Raw genomic sequence first — 17,793 nt, 5'->3', positions numbered from 1 at the left:
CTTATTCTTCGTCGCCGCCATCGCGATCGAGGTCGCGGCTGACTTCCGGCGAGCGCAGGAGCTCGTCGATCTTCTGGTAGTTTTCGAAGCTGGTATCGTCGCGGAAACGGACGTCCGGCATGTATTTCATCTGCCGGAGCTGCGGCCCGAGCCGGCCGCGGATGAACTTGGCGTTCCGGTTCAGCGCCTCGATCACCGAGGCATGGTCGGCGACGCCGAGCGGCGTCACATAGGCCGTGGCGATCTTGAGATCGGGCGACATGCGCACCTCCGAGATGGAGATCACCGTCTTTTCGATCAGCGGATCGCGCACTTCGCCGCGCTGCAGCACCTGCGTGATCGCGGCGCGCACCTGTTCGCCGACGCGCAGCATGCGCTGGGACGGGGCGGAGGATGTGGATCTGGTCATGATGCTTGTCCTGGACCGCCACGATCCCGGTTCAAGATCGCTTCGGTCGGTTCCCTACAGCGCCGCGCTTCCTATCAGACGCGCAAAGGTCGCCGTAGCACTTTGATTTGCAGAGACGCGGGATGGGGCGACGCGAAAACCGCTTACGCCCTCCCATCCCGCTCCTAAAAAACGAGCGCCGGAACTGATCCGGCGCCCGCACAATCTCATTTGCGGGATCGGGCTTACAGCGTCCGCGTCACATGCTCGACGCGGAAGCACTCGATCGTGTCGCCGGGACGGATGTCCTCGTAGTTCTCGAAGGCCATGCCGCATTCCTGGCCGGACTGGACTTCGGAGACCTCGTCCTTGAAGCGCTTGAGCGTCTTGAGCTTGCCTTCGTGGATGACGACGTTGTCGCGCACCAGGCGGACGCCGACGCCACGCTCGACCTTGCCCTCGGTGACGCGGCAGCCCGCGACCTTGCCGACCTTGGTGATGTTGAACACCTCCAGGATCTCGGCATTGCCGAGGAAGGTCTCGCGCCGCTCGGGCGAAAGCAGGCCGGACATCGCCGCTTTAACGTCATCCACCAGATCGTAGATGATGTTGTAGTAGCGGATTTCGATGCCGGAGCGCTCGGCCGCATCGCGCGCCTGCTTGTTGGCGCGCACGTTGAAGCCGATGATCGCCGCGTTCGAGGCCTCGGCGAGCGAGATATCCGACTCGGTGATGCCGCCGGCGCCGGAATGGACGATGCGCGCGCGCACCTCGTCCGTCCCGAGCTTCTCGAGCGCACCGGCGATCGCTTCGATCGAGCCCTGCACGTCGCCCTTGATGACCAGCGGGAACTCCTTCAGGCCGGAGGCCTGGAGCTGGCTCATCATCTGCTCGAGCGAGCCGCGCGAGCCGGACTGGCGCGCGACCATCTTCTCGCGCGCAAGCCGCTGGCGGTATTCGGAGATCTCGCGCGCACGGCTTTCGTTCTCGACGACGGCAAACTTGTCGCCGGCCGCCGGCGTGCCGGAAAGGCCGAGAACCTCGACCGGCATCGAGGGGCCTGCTTCCTTGACGTGTTCGCCCTTGTCGTTGACAAGCGCGCGCACGCGGCCCCACTGGTCGCCCGCGACGATGATCTGGCCGGGCGTCAGCGTGCCCTTCTGGACGAGAACGGTGGCAACCGCACCGCGGCCGCGGTCGAGCTCGGCTTCCACCACCGTGCCTTCGGCGGTCCGGTTGGGATTGGCCTTGAGGTCGAGGATTTCGGCCTGCAGCAGGATCGCTTCGAGCAGCTTGTCGAGGTTGGTCTGGTTCTTCGCCGAAACCTCGACGTCGAGGACCTCACCGCCCATGGATTCGACGAAGACCTCGTGCTGCAGCAGCTCGGTGCGGACCTTCTGCGGGTTCGCCGTCGGCTTGTCGATCTTGTTGATCGCCACGATGATCGGCACGTTGGCCGCCTTGGCGTGGTTGATCGATTCGATCGTCTGCGGCATCACGCTGTCATCGGCCGCGACGACGAGGACGGCAATGTCCGTCGCCTGGGCGCCGCGGGCGCGCATCGCCGTGAAGGCGGCGTGGCCGGGCGTGTCGATGAAGGTGATCTTTTGGCCGTTCTGCTCGACCTGGTAGGCGCCGATATGCTGGGTGATGCCGCCCGCTTCGCCGGCGACCACATTGGCGTGCCGGATCGCGTCGAGCAGCGAGGTCTTGCCGTGGTCGACGTGGCCCATGATCGTCACGATCGGCGGACGCGGCACCATGTTCTCCTCCACGTCGGCGACGTTGAAGATGCCCTCTTCGACGTCCGACTCGGAGACGCGCTTGACCGTATGACCGAATTCGCCGGCGATGAGCTCGGCGAGGTCCGCATCGATCAGGTCGCCCGGCTTCATCATCTGACCTTCCTTCATCAGGAACTTGATGACGTCGACGGCACGTTCGGACATGCGCTGCGACAGTTCCTGGATCGTGATGGTCTCCGGCAGGACGACCTCGCGCGAGATCTTCTCGCGGGTTTCCTGCATCTGGCTGCGCTTGAACTTCTCCTGGCGGCGGCGCATGGCGGAAAGCGAACGGCCGCGCTGACCGCCGTCCTCGTCGACGGCAGCCGTCAGCGTCAGCTTGCCCTGGCGGCGGCCTTCGTCGCCCTTGGCGCGGGGCGCAGGCTTTGCCGGCTCGGGACGCGTGACCTTGCCGCGCGCCGGCCCGGCTCCGCCGCGCGGGCGCTCATCCTCCTCCTCCTGACCGCGGCGACCGCGAAGGGCCGCCCCGGGAGCAGCCGGCGCCTGGGGCGCCGCGGGCGCCGGACGGGCGGGCTGCGGACGCGCCTCGGCACGGCGCTCGGCAACGACCGGACGCTCTGCCTCGACCGTTTCTTCGGCCCTCTCCGCTTCGACGACGGCCGGCCGCGCGGCCTCCTCGGCGGCGCGGCGAGCGGCCTCTTCCTTCTCGCGTGCGATGCGTTCTTCTTCCTCGCGACGGCGGCGGGCCTCCTCTTCGGCGCGGCGCTTGGCCTCCTCGGCATCGCGCACCTGGGCTTCGGCCAGTGCGCGGCGGCGGGCTTCCATCTCGCCGGCCGAGAGGTCGTTGAGCACGACGCCGACGCGGGGCCGGTTCTGCTCGGCACGCGGCTGGTGCGGCTGCGGCTGCGGCGCCGGGCGCCCCGACGGCTGCGGCGGAACCGGCCGCTGCTCGGCCGGCCGGGCGGCAGGCGTCGCGCTCACCGGCGTGATCGGCCGCTCGTCCTTGTGCCGGGTCAGGCCGCGTGTCTTCTTGGTTTCGACCACGACCGCCTTGGTGCGACCGCGGCCCATGTCCTGGCGCACTGTCCCCTGCTGCACCCCGGAGGGCTTGAGGGTCAGCGTCTTCTTGCCCGCTACGCTGAGAGTCTTGTCGTCTTTGCTGTCGGTCATTCCGTTCCGTTCCTAGCGATCAGGGCCGGATACGAAACTCCTGACCCCGTCTTCCAAATTGTCTCAAACGACGCTCGCTATGCCGGCCGCTGCCGGTGACGCGCGTCATTGCTGTGGCTTGTCAGCGCCGCTTTCGGCCCGGACCGGGACGGATCCTCGGTACTTTTCGAGCATGATTGCGCGCTTCACTACACCTTCACCCGCCTGCCCCGCAAGCGCTGCGGCATGGATAAAGGCATTACTTCCCAAAAGTCCCTCCATTTCCGCCGCCGTGAAGGGGCGGAAGGCGGGTATCTCCGTTTCGTCGTCGCTCACGAAGCTCATCGCCTTGCGAGCCTGGTCAATCTTGCGCACGCCGTCGGCGGCGGCATCGATCGCATGGAAGACGGCGAGCGCCGCGAGACCCCGCACCGCCTGTTCCGTCTTCGTCGCGCCGGAGACGAACTGGCCCGCCTTGCGCGCCATGTTCATCATCCCGGCAAGCTGCTCGGCGAGCAGCCGCTCCACCTCGCCGGCAAGCGCCGCATCCGCCTTGACGTCGGCCCTGAGCGCGCGGGCGAAGAGCTTCTTCGCCACCGCCTTCTCGACCAGCCGCCGCTCTGCCCCGACCCAGCAGCCGCGCCCGGGAAGCTGCCGCTTCAGGTCCGGAACGACACGTCCGTCGGGTCCGGCAACGAAGCGGATCAGCTCATCGGGGGAGCCGTTCTGGCGCGTGACGATGCAGGTCCGGCTCGCCGCGCTCCGGTCCTTCGGCCCCCTGTCCGAGGGCAGGGTGTCCGAAGGAAGCGCACCGGCTTCGGTTTCCATGATCATCGCGATCAGGCGTCCTGATCCGCGCCTTCAGCGACGTCGAGCGGCTCTTCCTGCTCCTCGTTCCTCGCAAGATCCTCTTCCGTGATCCAGCCGGCCGCCAGCCGCGCCTGGACGATCATCGCCTCGGCCTCTTCACGGGTGACCTCGAGCTTCGAGAAAATGCCCTCGAAGCGCTTGGTCTCGCCGTCCTTGCGTTCGGTCCAGCCGACGAGATCGTCGGCGGCGCAGCCGGCGAAATCCTCGACCGTCTTGATGCCTTCCTCGCCGAGAGCCACCAGCATCTGGCCGGTGATGCCCTCGATCTGGCGCAGCTCGTCGGCAACGCCGAGTTCCTTGCGCCTCGCGTCCATCTCCGCCTCGATCTTCTCGAGATACTCGCGGGCGCGGGTCTGGATCTCGGTGGCGGTCTCCTCGTCGAAGCCCTCGATCGAGGCGATCTCGTCGAGTTCGACATAGGCGAGCTCTTCCACCTGGGCAAAGCCCTCGGAGGCAAGCACCTGGCCGACCATCTCGTCGACGTCCAGCGCGTCCATGAAGAGCTGGGTGCGCTCGTTGAATTCCTTCTGGCGGCGCTCGCTCTCCTCCTGCTCGGTCAGGATGTCGATATCCCAGCCGGTAAGCTGCGAAGCGAGCCGGACGTTCTGGCCGCGGCGGCCGATCGCCAGCGAAAGCTGCTCGTCCGGAACCACGACCTCGATACGCTCGGCATCCTCGTCGAGGACCACCTTGGTCACTTCGGCCGGCTGCAGCGCATTGACGATGAAGGACGCCGGATCGGGCGACCACGGGATGATGTCGATCTTCTCGCCCTGGAGTTCGCCGACGACCGCCTGGACGCGCGAGCCGCGCATGCCCACGCAGGCGCCGACCGGGTCGATCGAGGAATCGTTGGAGACGACGGCGATCTTGGCGCGCGAACCCGGGTCCCGGGCGACCGACTTGATCTGGATGATGCCGTCGTAGATTTCCGGCACTTCCATGGTGAAGAGCTTGACCATGAACTGCGGATGGGTGCGCGACAGGAAGATCTGCGGCCCGCGCTGCTCGCGGCGGACGTCGTAGACGAAGGCGCGGACGCGGTCGCCGTAGCGCATGTTCTCGCGCGGGATCATCTCGTCGCGTCGGATGATGCCTTCGCCACGGCCGAGATCGACAATGACGTTGCCGTATTCGACGCGCTTGACGGTGCCGTTGACGATCTCGCCGACGCGGTCCTTGAATTCCTCATACTGGCGATCGCGCTCGGCCTCGCGCACCTTCTGGACGATCACCTGCTTGGCGGATTGAGCGGCGATGCGGCCGAAATCCATGGGCGGCAGCGGGTCGGCGATGAAGTCGCCGAGCTTGGCGTCCGGGTTGCGGTCGCGGGCAAGCTCGAGCGGGATCTGCGTCGAGTAGTCCTCGGCGTGTTCGACCACTTCGAGAAGGCGCTGGAGACGGATTTCACCGGTCTTCGGATTGATGTCCGCACGGATGTTCGATTCCGAACCGTAGCGCGAGCGAGCCGCCTTCTGGATCGCATCGGCCATCGCCGCCAGAACGATCTCGCGGTCGATCACCTTTTCGCGGGCGACGGCATCTGCGATCTGCAGAAGCTCAAGCCGGTTAGCACTGACTGCCATATCTTGTCTCCGTCTGTTGCAGAGGCCACGAAGGCGCCTTCTGCCTTATTCGATGTCCTTGTCTTCGTCTTCGAAGTTTTCGTTGGCGGCACGCGCAGCCTTGGCCTTCTTGTCGGCCGTGAGCGCATCGCGGATCAGGTCATCCGTCAGGATCAGCCGCGCTTCCGAAAGGGCGGTGAACGGAACGGCGACGGTCGCCTCCTCGCCATAGGCAGGCTGGTCGCGCTCGAGGCTGAAACCCTCCTCGGTGACCGCCACGATCTTGCCGCGGAACCGCTTGCGCCCCTCGACCATGACCGAGGTCTCGCACTTCATCAGATGGCCCTGCCAGCGGATGAAGTCGGAACGGCGCACCATCGGGCGATCGATGCCCGGCGACGATACTTCGAGATGATACGCCTTGTCGATCGGATCTTCCACATCGAGGACCGGCGAGATCGCCTTCGAGACTTCCTCGCAATCCTCAACCGTCATGGTGCCGTCGTTGCGCTCGGCCATGATCTGCAGCGTCAGGCCGTTCTGGCCGGACATGCGCACGCGCACCAGGCGGAAACCCATCTGCACCAGCACCGGCTCGATGATGTCGGCGATGCGCCGGTCGAGACCGGTCTCGGTGATCAGCCGCGGTTCATTCTGATTTTCAGCCGTTGTCGGATCGGACAAACGCTCGTCTCCTCATCGGACCGGCTAATAAAAAAGAGCGGGTCCTTCCGGCCCCACTCTTCATCTACCGATCAAGAATTTGAGGCTCATATACGCTTCATCGCCGGAAATTGCAAGGCTTGTGGCGGCGATGCGCAATCGGCCGGACCTTTGCCGCACGTCTCCTTCAATCGACCAAGATTCAAGGACAAGGAGATTGAGCAATTCAGAGCGCCACAGCGGGCCCGATCGCAAGTTTCAGCGGCTGGCGCATCGCATTTCGAGGTTTATAACGAGAGCACCCCGGCTTCATCGTCAAATGAAAGAGATCACGAGGTGACGAACCGCATTTCGCCGCTGGCCCCGTTCAGAAACGACATCTTCCGAACCATCTGGATCGCAAGCCTCGCCTCCAACTTCGGCGGATTGATCCAGGCGGTCGGTGCTGCCTGGCTCATGACCTCCATCTCGCAATCGGTGAACATGGTGGCGCTGGTGCAGGCGTCGACCTCGCTGCCGATCATGCTGTTCTCGCTCCTGTCTGGCGCGCTCGCCGACAATTTCGACCGGCGGCGGATCATGCTTACGGCGCAGGGCTTCATGCTCGCGGTCTCGGCGCTGCTGACGGTCTGCGCCTATTTCGGGCTGGTGACGCCGTGGCTGCTGCTTGCCTTCACCTTCCTCATCGGTTGCGGCACCGCGCTCAACAACCCGTCCTGGCAGGCTTCGGTCGGCGACATGGTTCCGCGCGACGACCTGCCGGCGGCGGTCGCGCTGAACAGCATGGGCTTCAACATCACCCGCAGCGTCGGCCCGGCGATCGGCGGCGCGATCGTCGCGGCCGCCGGTGCTGCGGCCGCGTTCGCCGTCAACGCGCTCAGCTATTTCGCGATCCTGTTCGCGCTTTTCCGCTGGCGGCCGGCCGTTCAGGAGAGCCGGCTGCCGCGCGAAACGCTCGGCCGCGCCATCTCGGCGGGCCTGCGCTACGTGGCGATGTCGCCGAATATCGCCAAGGTGCTCATGCGCGGCTTCGCCTTCGGGCTTTCGGCAAGCGCCATCCTGGCACTCCTGCCGCTCGTCGCCCGCGATCTCGTCGGCGGCGGGCCGCTCACCTATGGCATCATGCTCGGCGCCTTCGGCCTCGGAGCGATCGGCGGCGCGTTGCTGAGCGCACGGCTGCGGGAGTTTCTCTCGAGCGAGGCGATCGTGCGGCTCGCCTTCGCCGGCTTCGCCCTCAGCGCGGCGGTCACGGCGACCAGCTCGGAGGCCTGGCTCACCTCGCTCGTGCTCACCGTTTCCGGCGCCTCATGGGTGCTGGCGCTGTCGCTCTTCAACACCACCGTGCAGCTTTCCACGCCACGCTGGGTGGTCGGCCGGGCGCTCTCGCTCTACCAGACCACGACCTTCGGCGGGATCGCCGGCGGCAGTTGGCTCTGGGGCGCGGCGGCCGAGGAATACGGCGCCGCCAATGCGCTCTTCGGCTCCTGTCTCCTGATGCTCGCCGGCATTGCCATCGGCTTGCGGTTTTCGCTGCCGGAATTCAAGTCGCTGAACCTCGATCCGCTCAACCGCTTCAACGAGCCGCTGCTCGAGCTCGACCTCAAGCCGCGCAGCGGCCCGATCGTCGTGATGATCGACTACGATATCGCCGAGGAGGACATCCCGGAATTCCTGAAGACTATGGCGGAACGGCGCCGCATCCGCATCCGCGACGGGGCGGGGCACTGGGCGCTGATGCGCGACCTCGAGAACCCGACGACCTGGACGGAAACCTATCACGTGCCGACCTGGGTCGAATATGTCCGCCACAACCAGCGCCGCACGCAGGCGGATGCGGCCGTGGGCGACAGGCTCACGGCGCTCCACCGCGGCGAACAGCCGCCGCGCGTCCACCGCATGATCGAACGGCAGACGATCGTTCCGGGGCACTACGAGCGCTACAAGCGGCCGGTGGAGATGCATTGAGGGCGGGCACGAAATAACCTGGCGTTCAGTATCGGAGTCGCGTGCCGGTTGCTGCCGCTCGTGGTTACAAGCCGGGAGTTCCGGTGACGGCCCGAAGCGGAAGTCCAAGCATCGCGATCATCCGTTGGATGAGGTATCGGGGAGCGCTGGCTGCCGCGGATTTGCTAAAGGAATGATCGCAACCACAGACTTAAATGCATTTTAAGAGCGAATCAGGGAGAATTTCACTTGAAATCGAAACCGGAACAAACTAGGAACAAATCTGATTATGAGACAGCGAATTCGTGATCCGCTGCATGATCTCATCGAATTCGATACCGAGCGAGACGAGTTCGAAGGGGTTCTTTGGAAGGCCATCCAAACGAAACCTTTTCAACGGCTTCGACGTGTGAAGCAGCTTGGATTTTCCGATCTGGTCTATCCAGGTGCAACGCACTCGCGGCTGGCCCATAGTATCGGAGTATTCCACACCGCGCGCATGTTGATGGACGTCATCGGCAGGCACGTGCCTAAGGTAGAAGTTTCTAAGATGCGACAGGCGCTTGCTGCTGCTTTGGTGCACGACCTCGGGCACGGACCCTTTAGCCATGCCTTCGAGAGCGTCGGGAAGCGCCTTGGCCTGAAGATGGCCGACCACGAACATGTTAGCGACGTCCTCATCCGCGATAGCGAAGTCGCAACGGTTCTAAATGAACTCGGAAGCGGTTTCGCAAATGACGTGGCCGATATCATTCGCGGGCGTGGCAAGAAAAACGTCTACAGAGCGGTGGTTTCGAGCCAGTTCGATGCCGATCGTCTCGATTATATGCGCCGCGATCGTCTGATGACGGGGACGCAGCACGCAGGAATCGATTTCAAGTGGCTGATCGCGAATCTACAGATCGCCAGCGTACCTTTTGGTGTTGACGAATCCTCGATTGGCGAGATCGAAACCTTCGTCCTGGGGCCCAAAGCAATTTTCGGCGCTGAGGCTTATGTTCTTGGTCTCTTCCAACTCTACCCGACTGTCTATTTCCACAAGGCAACCCGTGGCGCTGAGAAGATTTTTGGCGAGTTGCTCTACCGAACAATCATGCTTATTCAAAATGATAGCTTGGATGCAACTGGGCTGCCGAACAACCATCCGATAGTCCGGTTTGCCAGGCACCCTGACGATGTGGAGTCCGCACTCGGTCTCGATGACACTTCTGTGTGGGGGGCTTTGCCGCTCATGTGCGAAGCAAGAGATGGTGCGATCGCCAGCCTCGCTCAATCGCTGAGGTATAGAGAATTGGGGAAATGCGTAGATATTCGAGAGAGGGTCGCGCACGCTATTGAAGACTCAGGTAAGGCCGACGATGAGATCGATGCATGCTGCGCAAAAATTAAGGAAAAGCTGACCGATTGGCTAGGAAGGCAGGATGCGAATATGCCACCAATCCACCTGGATGAGGCCCAACGGTCGCCTTACAAAGTGGTCGAGGAGACACAGGGGCCGCTTGATCGGATCAACATTTATACTAATGGCGGAAAGCTCGTGGATCTGAAGCAACGATCAGCCGTCGTCGCTGCTGTGAAACCGTTCAAACTGTTCAGAGTTTATTGCCAGCGGAGTGACATGGAAACGCAGAAAGTCGTCAACGCAATAGTTGATGGGGAGATCGGCAATGCGAGACAGTGAAAAGGTCAAAAGTATTATTAGAGATGCTGGGGGCCGTATAGTTGGACGCACAAAGCTCCAGAAGGTTTCCTTTTTTCTGGAGATGGCTAGCCTCGGCGACGGTTTTCGATTTAAGTACAAGCATTACGGTCCATTCAGCGAGGAACTCGCGACTGCGACCGAAGATGCAGTGGCGTTGAGAAATGTTTGCGAGAAAGTTTACCCTGCCTCATGGGGTGGCTTCTATTCAGATTTTTCGCTCGCCGCCCCTGAGGCACCGAACGGTCCGCCGGAGCGTCTGAAACTCGCGAGGACGGCTGCTGAAGCCGACTCGGTAGAGCTGGAGCTCGCCGCAACAGCACTTTTCCTGTCGGCCGAATTCGAGGATCCATGGGCGGAGACAGCGAGGCGCAAACCGGAGAAGGCGGATGGAGATCGTCTTTCCAAAGCGAAAGAACTATATCGCAGACTTTACGCCGTAGTGCCCAGCAGGCTCCCTGCTATCGTGTGAAGAGTAACGGCCGGCAAAGTAATAATACAGCCGCCTAATGGTGGCACTGGCCGACCTCCGCTCCTGGCGCGAAGCTGCCGTCCGGGATCAGCGCAGCTTCGCCTTCAGCGAAGCATCCGGAAAGCAGGTCGGCGCCAGGCCGTTCTTCGCCTGCCAGTCGCCGAGCGAGCGGCGGGTCTTGTAGCCGGGCAGGCCGTCGACCTTGCCGACGTCGTAGCCGATCGCGACGAGGGCCTTTTGCATGCCGAGCACGTCGGAGCGCAGCATCTTGCCGACGTCGCCCCACGCGCCGCGGAAGGGGCCGGCGCCGGCGGCGATGCGGTCGGCGAGGTTGCCGATATAGAGCGCGTAGAGATCGGAATTGTTGTATTCCTTGATCACGTAGAAGTTCGGCGTGACGATGAACTGCGGCCCGTGGATGCCGGCCGGAACGAGCATCATGCCCGGGGCCGCGCCTTCGCCCGCCGGAAAGGGCTTGCCGGAGACACGGCCGATCCCCATGCCTGCCCAATCGGCGATGGGGCGGGCGAGGTCCGGGCCTTCCTGGGCGCAGGAGACGCCTGCCGGGATCGCCACCTCGAAGCCCCAGTCGCGGCGGCCCTGCCAGCCTTTTTGGGCCAGATAGTTGGCGATCGAGGCGAGGCTGTCCGGCACGGAGTTCCAGATGTCGCGGCGGCCGTCGCCGTCGAAGTCGACGGCATATTTCAGGAAGCTCGACGGCAGGAACTGCGGCTGGCCCATGGCGCCGGCCCAGGAACCGCGCATCTCCGCCTCCTTGATGTCGCCGCTCTGCAAGATCTGCAACGCCGCGACCAGTTCGTGGCGGAAGAGCTCGGGACGGGTGGACATGAAGGCCTTGGTCGCCAGCACGTCCATGATCGGATGCGGGATCTTCGCCCGGCCGAAGCCGGATTCCTTGCCCCAGATGGCGAGAACGATCGGGCCCGGAACGCCGTAGGTCCTCTCGATCCGCTTCAAGGTCGAGGCGTGGGCGGAGGCGAGGCTGCGGCCGGTCGCCGCCAGGCCCTGCAGGCGCTTTTCCGAGAAATAGGAGCCGGGCGAGGAGAACTCGGCCTGGCTCTGCTTGCGCGCCTTCGGCTTCGGGAACCCCGGCGGCGCGAGGTCGGGCAGGTCCCAGTTGAGCTTCACGCCGGCAAAGGCCGCCTTGAAGGCGGCGCTCGATATGCCCGCCTGGCGCGCCTCCGGCCAGAGATCGACCTCAATCCAGCGGCGGAATTGCGCCTCGACGTCGGCCTTGGAGGCGGCATGCGCGGGAAGGTGGAGGGCGAGGAATGCAGCGAGGGCGGCTATGAGGCGGAGAGGGGTGACCCCGGCGGTACGACCGGCAAACCACGAGCGAAGGCGAGATTTCAGACGCATCGGCATCCCTTCAAATGGTGGTGCGCGCCCGAAGCGCCGCGGCGAGCGTGCCTTCATCCAGATAGTCGAGCTCGCCGCCGACGGGCACGCCATGGGCAAGGCGGGTGATCTTCACCGCCATGCCTTCGAGCTGGTCGGTGATGTAATGCGCGGTCGTCTGGCCCTCGACGGTGGCGTTGACGGCGATGATCAGCTCGCGCACGCCGCCCTTGGCGACGCGGTCGATGAGGCCCCTGATGTTGAGATCGTCCGGGCCGACGCCGTCGAGCGGCGACAGCGCGCCGCCGAGCACGTGATAGGCGGCGTTCATCGCGCCGGCCCGCTCCAGCGCCCAGAGGTCGGCGACATCCTCGACGACGATGATGACCGACTGGTCGCGGCGCTCGTCGGTGCAGACGGTGCAGGGATCGATGGTGTCGACATTGCCGCAGCAGGAGCAGATCCTGACCTTGCGATGCGCCTCGCCCATGGCCTCGGCGAGAGGCCCGAGCAGTTGCTCCTTCCTCTTGACGAGATGCAGCGCCGCCCGCCGCGCGGAACGGGGCCCAAGCCCCGGCACCTTCGCCAGGAGCTGAATGAGCTTTTCAATTTCGGGACCGGTGACTCGCTTTGCCATGGCCGGCTTTTAGCTCAATTCACCGGCAAACGGAATCGCATTCGCCTGACAACGAACGACCGGCGCAGGTGCAAGCACCCCGCATCCCACCCGTGGCCGCCGATCAGAACGGCAGCTTCATGCCGGGCGGGATCGGCAGGCCGGCGGTCAGTTCGCGGGTCTTTTCGGCCTGCACCGCCTCGGCCTTTTCCTTGGCGTCCTTGTGGGCGGCGACGATCAGGTCCTCGAGGATCTCGACATCGTCTTCCTTGAAGAGCGAGGGGTCGATCTTCAGGCTCTTCATGTGGCCCTTGCCGTCGAGCCGGACAGTGACGAGGCCGCCGCCGGACGTGCCGTCGACTTCGAGAGCGGCGATCTCCGCCTGCATCTTCTCCATCTTGGCCTGCATTTCCTTGACCTTGCCCATCATGCCCATGATGTCGCGCATCGTCGTCTCCTGTCTTTTCGCTGTCTTCAAAGCGCTGCGTCGTCGCGATGCGCCGTGTCATTCGATGTCTTCACCGGGAACGATATCGCCGTCCTCGGATTGCGCCGCCGCCGGAGCGAGGTTTTCCACCTCCTCTTCCGCCGCACGGATGCGCACGTCGGTGATTCGGGCGCCCGGAAACCGCGCCAGGATGGCGGCGACATCGGGGTCCTGGCGCGCGTCGTTGACGCGCTGCTCCTGGGCGCGCTGCTCGGCCTCGACCAGCGTCGGCTCGCCCGGCTCGCGGCTGTAGCTCACGACCCAATGGATGCCGGTCCATTCCTTGAGCTTGACGGCGAGTTCGCCGAGCAGCGTCTTCGGCGCGTCGTCGGGAAGATTGACGTCGAGCCGGCCCGGCTCGATATGCACGAGCCTCAGGAAGCCGCGCACGAGCGTCTTCAGCTTGATGTCGCGGTTGCGGGCGCAAAGGTCGGCGATGTCGCTGACCGAATTGACGTGAACCTTCGGCTCCGGCTTCGGCGCGGCAACGGCGACCGGCCGCTCCTCGATCCGGCCGACTTCGATCGGCTGGGGGGCCACGTCAGGCACGGCGCGCAGCATCGTCGCGCCGTTGGCGCCCGGCCGCTGAACGGCCGCCGTCCCGACCGCACGCGCCTCGACCGGCGCGCTGGCCTGGGCTTGCACGCCGCCACCGCCGTTCGGCGTCGGGCGTGTTCCGGCGGTTTCGCCGCCGGAAAGCTCCAGCAGCCGCCGCGCCGCCTCTTCCGGCGCGGGCAGATGTGCCGCATGGGCGAGCCGGATCAGCACCATCTCGGCGGCACCCGCCGGCCGCGAGGAGCTTTCCGTCTCGGGGATGCCCTTCAGAAGCATCTGCCAGATGCGCGAAAGCGTCGTCACCGCGACGCTGCCGGCGAACTCGGCGCCGCGGGTGCGCTCGATCTCGCTCAGCGACTGGTCGTTCACCGCGTCCGGGACGTATTTGAGCCTCGTTACGAGATGGGTGAAATCGGCAAGGTCGGTGAGCACCACGGTCGGATTGGCGCCGGCTTCGTACTGGCCGGCGAATTCGCTGAGCGCGCCGGCGACGTCGCCCTTGATGACGTGCTCGAAGAGATCGACGATGCGGGCGCGGTCGGCAAGGCCGAGCATCGAGCGCACGGTTTCCACCTCGACCGAACCGCCGCCATGGGCAATCGCCTGGTCGAGCAGCGACAGGCCGTCGCGCGCCGAGCCCTCCGCCGCGCGCGCCACCATCGCCAGCGCCTCCGGATCGAAGGCCACGCCCTCCTTGCCGAGGATGGTCGAGAAGAGGCCGACGAGCTCCGAGGCGCTGATACGCCGAAGGTCGAAACGCTGGCAGCGCGACAGGACGGTAATCGGAACCTTACGGATTTCGGTGGTCGCGAAGATGAACTTCACATGCTCCGGCGGCTCCTCGAGCGTCTTCAGCAGGCCGTTGAAGGCCTGGGTCGAGAGCATGTGCACTTCGTCGATGATGTAGACCTTGTAGCGGGCGGAAACCGGCCGGTAGCGCACCTGTTCGATGATCTCGCGGATGTCGTCGATGCCGGTGTGCGAGGCGGCGTCCATCTCGATCACGTCGACATGGCGGCCGTCCATGATGGCCTGGCAATGCTCGCCCGGCGCCCGCAGGTCGATCGTCGGCTTGTCGATCTCGGCCGTCTTGTAATTCAGCGCCCGCGCCAGGATGCGCGCCGTCGTCGTCTTGCCGACGCCGCGAACGCCGGTCAGCATATAGGCCTGGGCGATGCGGCCGGTCTCGAAGGCGTTGGTGAGCGTGCGCACCATCGGCTCCTGACCGACCATGAGGTCGGAGAAGTCCTTGGGGCGGTATTTGCGCGCCAGAACTCGGTAGGCGGCCGGCTTATCCACGGATGAAATGGGCGTTTCGCTCATCGACCCTGCCGCTGTTCACTCTTGTCCCGACAGGACGGAGAAGGTGGGAGGCTGGCACGGTGACCCGTGCCGGGGCTCGTTAGGGCTGCTTCCTTCCGGACCTGACCCGGTTGGCGAGTGGCTCGTCCACCACCAACCTCCCGGCCCTCATATCGGCAATATCCGAACCAAATGCAAGCCAAGCCGTCAAAAAACTGATATCGATATGCAAAACAAGGCGAATCCGCCCAAGGACCTTGATGATTTCTAAAGCGAATCGACGCAAGGAATCATCAAGGCGATCGAACCTGAAGAGCTGGAGAGGGATGCGGGCGGAGAGCCGGTCATGTTTCCTCATCCCGCTCCGGCCGAGGAGATTTTATTGACGACCTTCACCCTCGACGAGCGACTTCGGCGTGACGGCATCCCGATCTGCAGGCTCGGGCTCTGCGAGATCAGGCTGATGAACGACCGCCGTTGGCCCTGGCTGATCCTCGTTCCCCAGCGCGCCGACATCTCGGAGGTGTTCGAGCTGACGCCGCTCGACCAGGCGATGCTGACCTTCGAGACCAATCTGGTGGCGACAGCCTTGAAAAAGGCGGCGGACGCCGAAAAGATCAATATCGGCGCGCTCGGCAATATCGTCCGGCAACTGCACGTGCATATCATCGCCCGGCGGGCGGGCGATCCGAACTGGCCCGGCCCCGTCTGGGGCTTCGGCAAGGCCGAGCCTTGGCCGGAGGAAGACCATCGCGCATTCGCGGCACGCATCCTGGAAAATCTTTGAGCATGACGAAAACGATCTTCGACCTTCAAAACCCCCATCCGGAGCCGAGCACCTTCGTCGCCTTCGCGGAGAACCACCTCGATCGCCAGTCCGAGCACCGGCCCGACAATTGCATCGAGACGGCGCTGAAGCATCCGGGCGCGCACTTCCTCGCCTTTTCCGGGGCGAAGCTGATCGTCAAGCACGACGAGAAGATCATCGATCCGCTCTTCGCGCCCTATGAGCTCGCTGGGCTCGAACCCAATCTCGACGAGACCGTTCTGCTCGGCTACCTGCCGAACGGCGAGCCGCGGCTCGCGGTGCCCTCTGGCCTGACGGAAGAGACGGTGCCGGAGCCGTTCAAGATCGCCGATGCCCGCATGCTCTACCGCCAGCAGATGCTGCCGGAGGAGTTGCTCGGCCAGTTCGCGCAAGGGTCGAGCCTCATCGTCTGGAACGCCAACAACCGCTTCTGCGGCCGCTGCGGCGGGCCGATGGACGGCGCGGCGGGCGGCTACCGGCGCGTCTGCACCGCCTGCGGCCACCTGGTCTTTCCGCGCACGGACCCGGTCGTCATCATGCTGACGATCGATCTTGAGCGCGATCTCTGCCTGCTCGGCCGCAGCCCGCATTTCGCGCCGGGCATGTATTCCTGCCTCGCCGGCTTCGTCGAGCCGGGCGAGACGATCGAGAATGCCGTCAGGCGGGAGACGCAGGAGGAATCCGGCATCCGCGTCGGCCGCGTGCGCTATCACGCCTCGCAGCCCTGGCCGCTGCCGCATTCGCTGATGATCGGCTGCTATGCCGAGGCGAAGTCGACCGCCATCCGGCGCGACGAGCAGGAACTGGAGGACGTCCGCTGGTTCACCCGCGCCGAAACCGAGGCGATGCTGGAGCGCACCACCGGCGTCGCCGACACCGGCGACGAACACATCCCGCCGCCGAAGGGCGCCATTGCGCACCAGCTCATGCGCGATTGGATCGCCTGGCCGGAACGCGGCTGAGCCGGCATGTCGCGTTCGGAACGCCTGCTCGATCTCATGCAGGTGCTGAGGCGCCATCGCCGGCCGGTGAGCGGCCGGGTGCTGGCGGAGGAGACCGGCGTCAGCTTGAGGACGCTCTACCGCGACATTGCCAGCCTGCAGGCGCAGGGCGCGCACATAGAGGGAGAGCCGGGCGTCGGCTATGTCCTCAGGCCCGGCTTCATGCTGCCGCCGATGATGTTTTCCGAGGAGGAGATAGAGGCGCTGGTGCTCGGGTCGCGCTTTGTGGCGAAACGCGGCGACGAGAGGCTCGCGGCCGCCGCGACCGATGCGCTGGCGAAGATCGGCGCGGTGCTGCCGGCGGACCTCAAGGGAAAGCTCGAGGGCTCGACCCTGCTCGTCGGCGCGCGGCGAGCGAGCGCCGACAGGGTCGATCTCGGCCTCTTGCGCAAGGCGATCCGCAGCGAACACAAGCTCGACTTGCGCTATCTCGACAGCGACGGCCGCGACAGCCGCCGCACGGTCTGGCCCTTCGCGCTCGGTTTCTTCGAAGAGGTGCGGGTGCTCGCCGCCTGGTGCGAGCTGAGACAAGATTTCCGCCATTTCCGGACCGACCGGATTACGGAAGCGGCAATGCTCGACCATCGCTATCCGCGCCGCCGCCAGGCGCTGCTCAAGGACTGGCGCGCCATGCACGGCATCAACCCCGTCGGCGCCTGACCGCCGAACACTGCTGACAAAAACTGACAGTGGTTCAGCCTAGTTTCGAGGTCCCGAAACAAAGGAGACCATCATGGCAAAGGCAAATCTCATCGTCCTTTATGTCACCGACCCGCTGGCAAGCGTCGAGTTCTACCGCAAACTTCTCGGCAAGGAGCCGATCGTCACCTTTCCGACCTTCGCCTCCATCGAGCTGCAGGACGGATTCGTGCTCGGGCTGTGGGGAAAGGCAGGCGTGCAGCCCCAGCCGGTCGGCGAAGGCAGCCGCGCCGAGCTCGCCTTCATGGTGAAAGGAGAAGAGGACGTCCGCGTCCATTACGAGGAGTGGCGGGCTATGGGCCTGCCGATCGCGCAGGAACTGACGCGGATGGATTTCGGACCGACCTTCGTGGCGCTCGACCCGGACGGCCACCGCCTGCGGGTCTGCCTTGACGACGAATGATGCACGTCCGAAGAGGGGCGGAAGCAGATTGGTGAAGGTTCCGCCCACACCCCGCGCGAAGAGCGGCG

At 64.7% G+C, this 17,793-nt stretch carries 16 protein-coding genes and 1 other RNA gene; 7 read left to right on the top strand and 10 right to left on the bottom strand.

Annotation, left to right across the window (positions count from 1 at the left end; genetic code table 11):
- Nucleotide 1: 1 nt before the first annotated feature.
- From rbfA to rimP, 5 genes are all read right to left on the bottom strand, one after another.
- Nucleotides 2-409: a 30S ribosome-binding factor RbfA gene (rbfA, locus tag ATB98_RS08745; RefSeq protein ID WP_066872044.1), complete on the bottom strand. Its 408-nt coding sequence runs from the start codon at nucleotides 407-409 to the stop codon at nucleotides 2-4.
- Nucleotides 410-633: 224 nt separating this feature from the next.
- Complete coding sequence (gene infB, locus ATB98_RS08740; RefSeq protein WP_066872041.1) at nucleotides 634-3,303, bottom strand: translation initiation factor IF-2; 2,670 nt, start codon at nucleotides 3,301-3,303, stop codon at nucleotides 634-636.
- A 105-nt stretch (nucleotides 3,304-3,408) separates the two neighbouring features.
- Complete coding sequence (locus tag ATB98_RS08735; protein ID WP_066872037.1) at nucleotides 3,409-4,116, bottom strand: RNA-binding protein; 708 nt, start codon at nucleotides 4,114-4,116, stop codon at nucleotides 3,409-3,411.
- A gap of 5 nt (nucleotides 4,117-4,121) precedes the next feature.
- Complete coding sequence (nusA, locus tag ATB98_RS08730; RefSeq protein WP_066872034.1) at nucleotides 4,122-5,738, bottom strand: transcription termination factor NusA; 1,617 nt, start codon at nucleotides 5,736-5,738, stop codon at nucleotides 4,122-4,124.
- Nucleotides 5,739-5,783: 45 nt separating this feature from the next.
- Nucleotides 5,784-6,401: a ribosome maturation factor RimP gene (gene rimP, locus ATB98_RS08725; RefSeq protein WP_066872031.1), complete on the bottom strand. Its 618-nt coding sequence runs from the start codon at nucleotides 6,399-6,401 to the stop codon at nucleotides 5,784-5,786.
- Nucleotides 6,402-6,716: 315 nt separating this feature from the next.
- Between rimP and ATB98_RS08720 the strand changes: the two genes are divergently transcribed.
- The 3 genes from ATB98_RS08720 (at nucleotide 6,717) to ATB98_RS08710 (ending at nucleotide 10,495) form a co-directional block, all read left to right on the top strand.
- Nucleotides 6,717-8,345: an MFS transporter gene (locus ATB98_RS08720; RefSeq protein ID WP_066872028.1), complete on the top strand. Its 1,629-nt coding sequence runs from the start codon at nucleotides 6,717-6,719 to the stop codon at nucleotides 8,343-8,345.
- 268 nt (nucleotides 8,346-8,613) lie between these two features.
- A complete protein-coding gene (locus tag ATB98_RS08715) occupies nucleotides 8,614-10,005 on the top strand; it encodes an HD domain-containing protein (protein WP_084435379.1) in 1,392 nt (463 codons plus the stop codon).
- Nucleotides 9,992-10,495: a hypothetical protein gene (locus ATB98_RS08710; RefSeq protein WP_066872022.1), complete on the top strand. Its 504-nt coding sequence runs from the start codon at nucleotides 9,992-9,994 to the stop codon at nucleotides 10,493-10,495. Before ATB98_RS08715 ends, ATB98_RS08710 begins: the two co-directional genes overlap by 14 nt.
- A gap of 87 nt (nucleotides 10,496-10,582) precedes the next feature.
- Here the strand turns inward: ATB98_RS08710 and ATB98_RS08705 are convergent, their stop codons facing one another.
- The 5 genes from ATB98_RS08705 to ffs form a co-directional block, all read right to left on the bottom strand.
- On the bottom strand, nucleotides 10,583-11,875 hold the full coding sequence (locus tag ATB98_RS08705) for a lytic murein transglycosylase (protein WP_066872113.1): 1,293 nt from the start codon (nucleotides 11,873-11,875) through the stop codon (nucleotides 10,583-10,585).
- A gap of 10 nt (nucleotides 11,876-11,885) precedes the next feature.
- Nucleotides 11,886-12,491, bottom strand: a complete 606-nt coding sequence (gene recR, locus ATB98_RS08700; RefSeq protein WP_066872019.1) for a recombination mediator RecR — start codon at nucleotides 12,489-12,491, stop codon at nucleotides 11,886-11,888.
- Nucleotides 12,492-12,594: 103 nt separating this feature from the next.
- Nucleotides 12,595-12,918 (bottom strand): YbaB/EbfC family nucleoid-associated protein, encoded by a 324-nt coding sequence (locus tag ATB98_RS08695; protein WP_066872016.1) that lies wholly within the window; start codon nucleotides 12,916-12,918, stop codon nucleotides 12,595-12,597.
- A 57-nt stretch (nucleotides 12,919-12,975) separates the two neighbouring features.
- Complete coding sequence (locus tag ATB98_RS08690; RefSeq protein WP_066872013.1) at nucleotides 12,976-14,835, bottom strand: DNA polymerase III subunit gamma/tau; 1,860 nt, start codon at nucleotides 14,833-14,835, stop codon at nucleotides 12,976-12,978.
- 43 nt (nucleotides 14,836-14,878) lie between these two features.
- Nucleotides 14,879-14,976: signal recognition particle sRNA small type (gene ffs / locus ATB98_RS08685), an RNA gene on the bottom strand.
- 184 nt (nucleotides 14,977-15,160) lie between these two features.
- On the opposite strand from ffs, the gene ATB98_RS08680 reads away from it, so the two are divergent.
- The 4 genes from ATB98_RS08680 (at nucleotide 15,161) to ATB98_RS08665 (ending at nucleotide 17,725) form a co-directional block, all read left to right on the top strand.
- Nucleotides 15,161-15,601, top strand: coding sequence for an HIT domain-containing protein (locus ATB98_RS08680; protein ID WP_066872010.1), 441 nt, complete (start codon nucleotides 15,161-15,163; stop codon nucleotides 15,599-15,601).
- A gap of 2 nt (nucleotides 15,602-15,603) precedes the next feature.
- Entirely contained in the window at nucleotides 15,604-16,584 is a 981-nt protein-coding gene (nudC, locus tag ATB98_RS08675; RefSeq protein WP_066872007.1) for an NAD(+) diphosphatase, read from the top strand.
- Between the two features lie 6 nt (nucleotides 16,585-16,590).
- On the top strand, nucleotides 16,591-17,283 hold the full coding sequence (locus ATB98_RS08670; protein WP_066872004.1) for a helix-turn-helix transcriptional regulator: 693 nt from the start codon (nucleotides 16,591-16,593) through the stop codon (nucleotides 17,281-17,283).
- A 73-nt stretch (nucleotides 17,284-17,356) separates the two neighbouring features.
- Nucleotides 17,357-17,725 carry a VOC family protein gene (locus ATB98_RS08665; protein ID WP_066872001.1) on the top strand — a complete coding sequence of 123 codons (369 nt, stop codon included), beginning with the start codon at nucleotides 17,357-17,359 and terminating at the stop codon, nucleotides 17,723-17,725.
- Nucleotides 17,726-17,793 lie beyond the last annotated feature (68 nt).

Origin of the sequence: Sinorhizobium saheli (assembly GCF_001651875.1) — a bacterium.
In the GTDB taxonomy this organism is placed as follows: domain Bacteria; phylum Pseudomonadota; class Alphaproteobacteria; order Rhizobiales; family Rhizobiaceae; genus Sinorhizobium; species Sinorhizobium saheli.
The sequence above is the reverse complement of the archived record's forward strand: the minus strand, read 5'-3'. Positions and strand labels throughout refer to the sequence as shown.

What these genes read in the sequence shown, in the direction of transcription:
- rbfA (WP_066872044.1), bottom strand. Translation starts at nt 409, where the DNA reads ATGACCAGATCCACATCCTCCGCCCCGTCCCAGCGCATGCTGCGCGTC.
- infB (WP_066872041.1), bottom strand. Translation starts at nt 3,303, where the DNA reads ATGACCGACAGCAAAGACGACAAGACTCTCAGCGTAGCGGGCAAGAAG.
- ATB98_RS08735 (WP_066872037.1), bottom strand. Translation starts at nt 4,116, where the DNA reads ATGATCATGGAAACCGAAGCCGGTGCGCTTCCTTCGGACACCCTGCCC.
- nusA (WP_066872034.1), bottom strand. Translation starts at nt 5,738, where the DNA reads ATGGCAGTCAGTGCTAACCGGCTTGAGCTTCTGCAGATCGCAGATGCC.
- ATB98_RS08715 (WP_084435379.1), top strand. Translation starts at nt 8,614, where the DNA reads ATGAGACAGCGAATTCGTGATCCGCTGCATGATCTCATCGAATTCGAT.
- ATB98_RS08710 (WP_066872022.1), top strand. Translation starts at nt 9,992, where the DNA reads ATGCGAGACAGTGAAAAGGTCAAAAGTATTATTAGAGATGCTGGGGGC.
- ATB98_RS08705 (WP_066872113.1), bottom strand. Translation starts at nt 11,875, where the DNA reads ATGCGTCTGAAATCTCGCCTTCGCTCGTGGTTTGCCGGTCGTACCGCC.
- recR (WP_066872019.1), bottom strand. Translation starts at nt 12,491, where the DNA reads ATGGCAAAGCGAGTCACCGGTCCCGAAATTGAAAAGCTCATTCAGCTC.
- ATB98_RS08695 (WP_066872016.1), bottom strand. Translation starts at nt 12,918, where the DNA reads ATGCGCGACATCATGGGCATGATGGGCAAGGTCAAGGAAATGCAGGCC.
- ATB98_RS08690 (WP_066872013.1), bottom strand. Translation starts at nt 14,835, where the DNA reads ATGAGCGAAACGCCCATTTCATCCGTGGATAAGCCGGCCGCCTACCGA.
- ATB98_RS08680 (WP_066872010.1), top strand. Translation starts at nt 15,161, where the DNA reads ATGTTTCCTCATCCCGCTCCGGCCGAGGAGATTTTATTGACGACCTTC.
- nudC (WP_066872007.1), top strand. Translation starts at nt 15,604, where the DNA reads ATGACGAAAACGATCTTCGACCTTCAAAACCCCCATCCGGAGCCGAGC.
- ATB98_RS08670 (WP_066872004.1), top strand. Translation starts at nt 16,591, where the DNA reads ATGTCGCGTTCGGAACGCCTGCTCGATCTCATGCAGGTGCTGAGGCGC.
- ATB98_RS08665 (WP_066872001.1), top strand. Translation starts at nt 17,357, where the DNA reads ATGGCAAAGGCAAATCTCATCGTCCTTTATGTCACCGACCCGCTGGCA.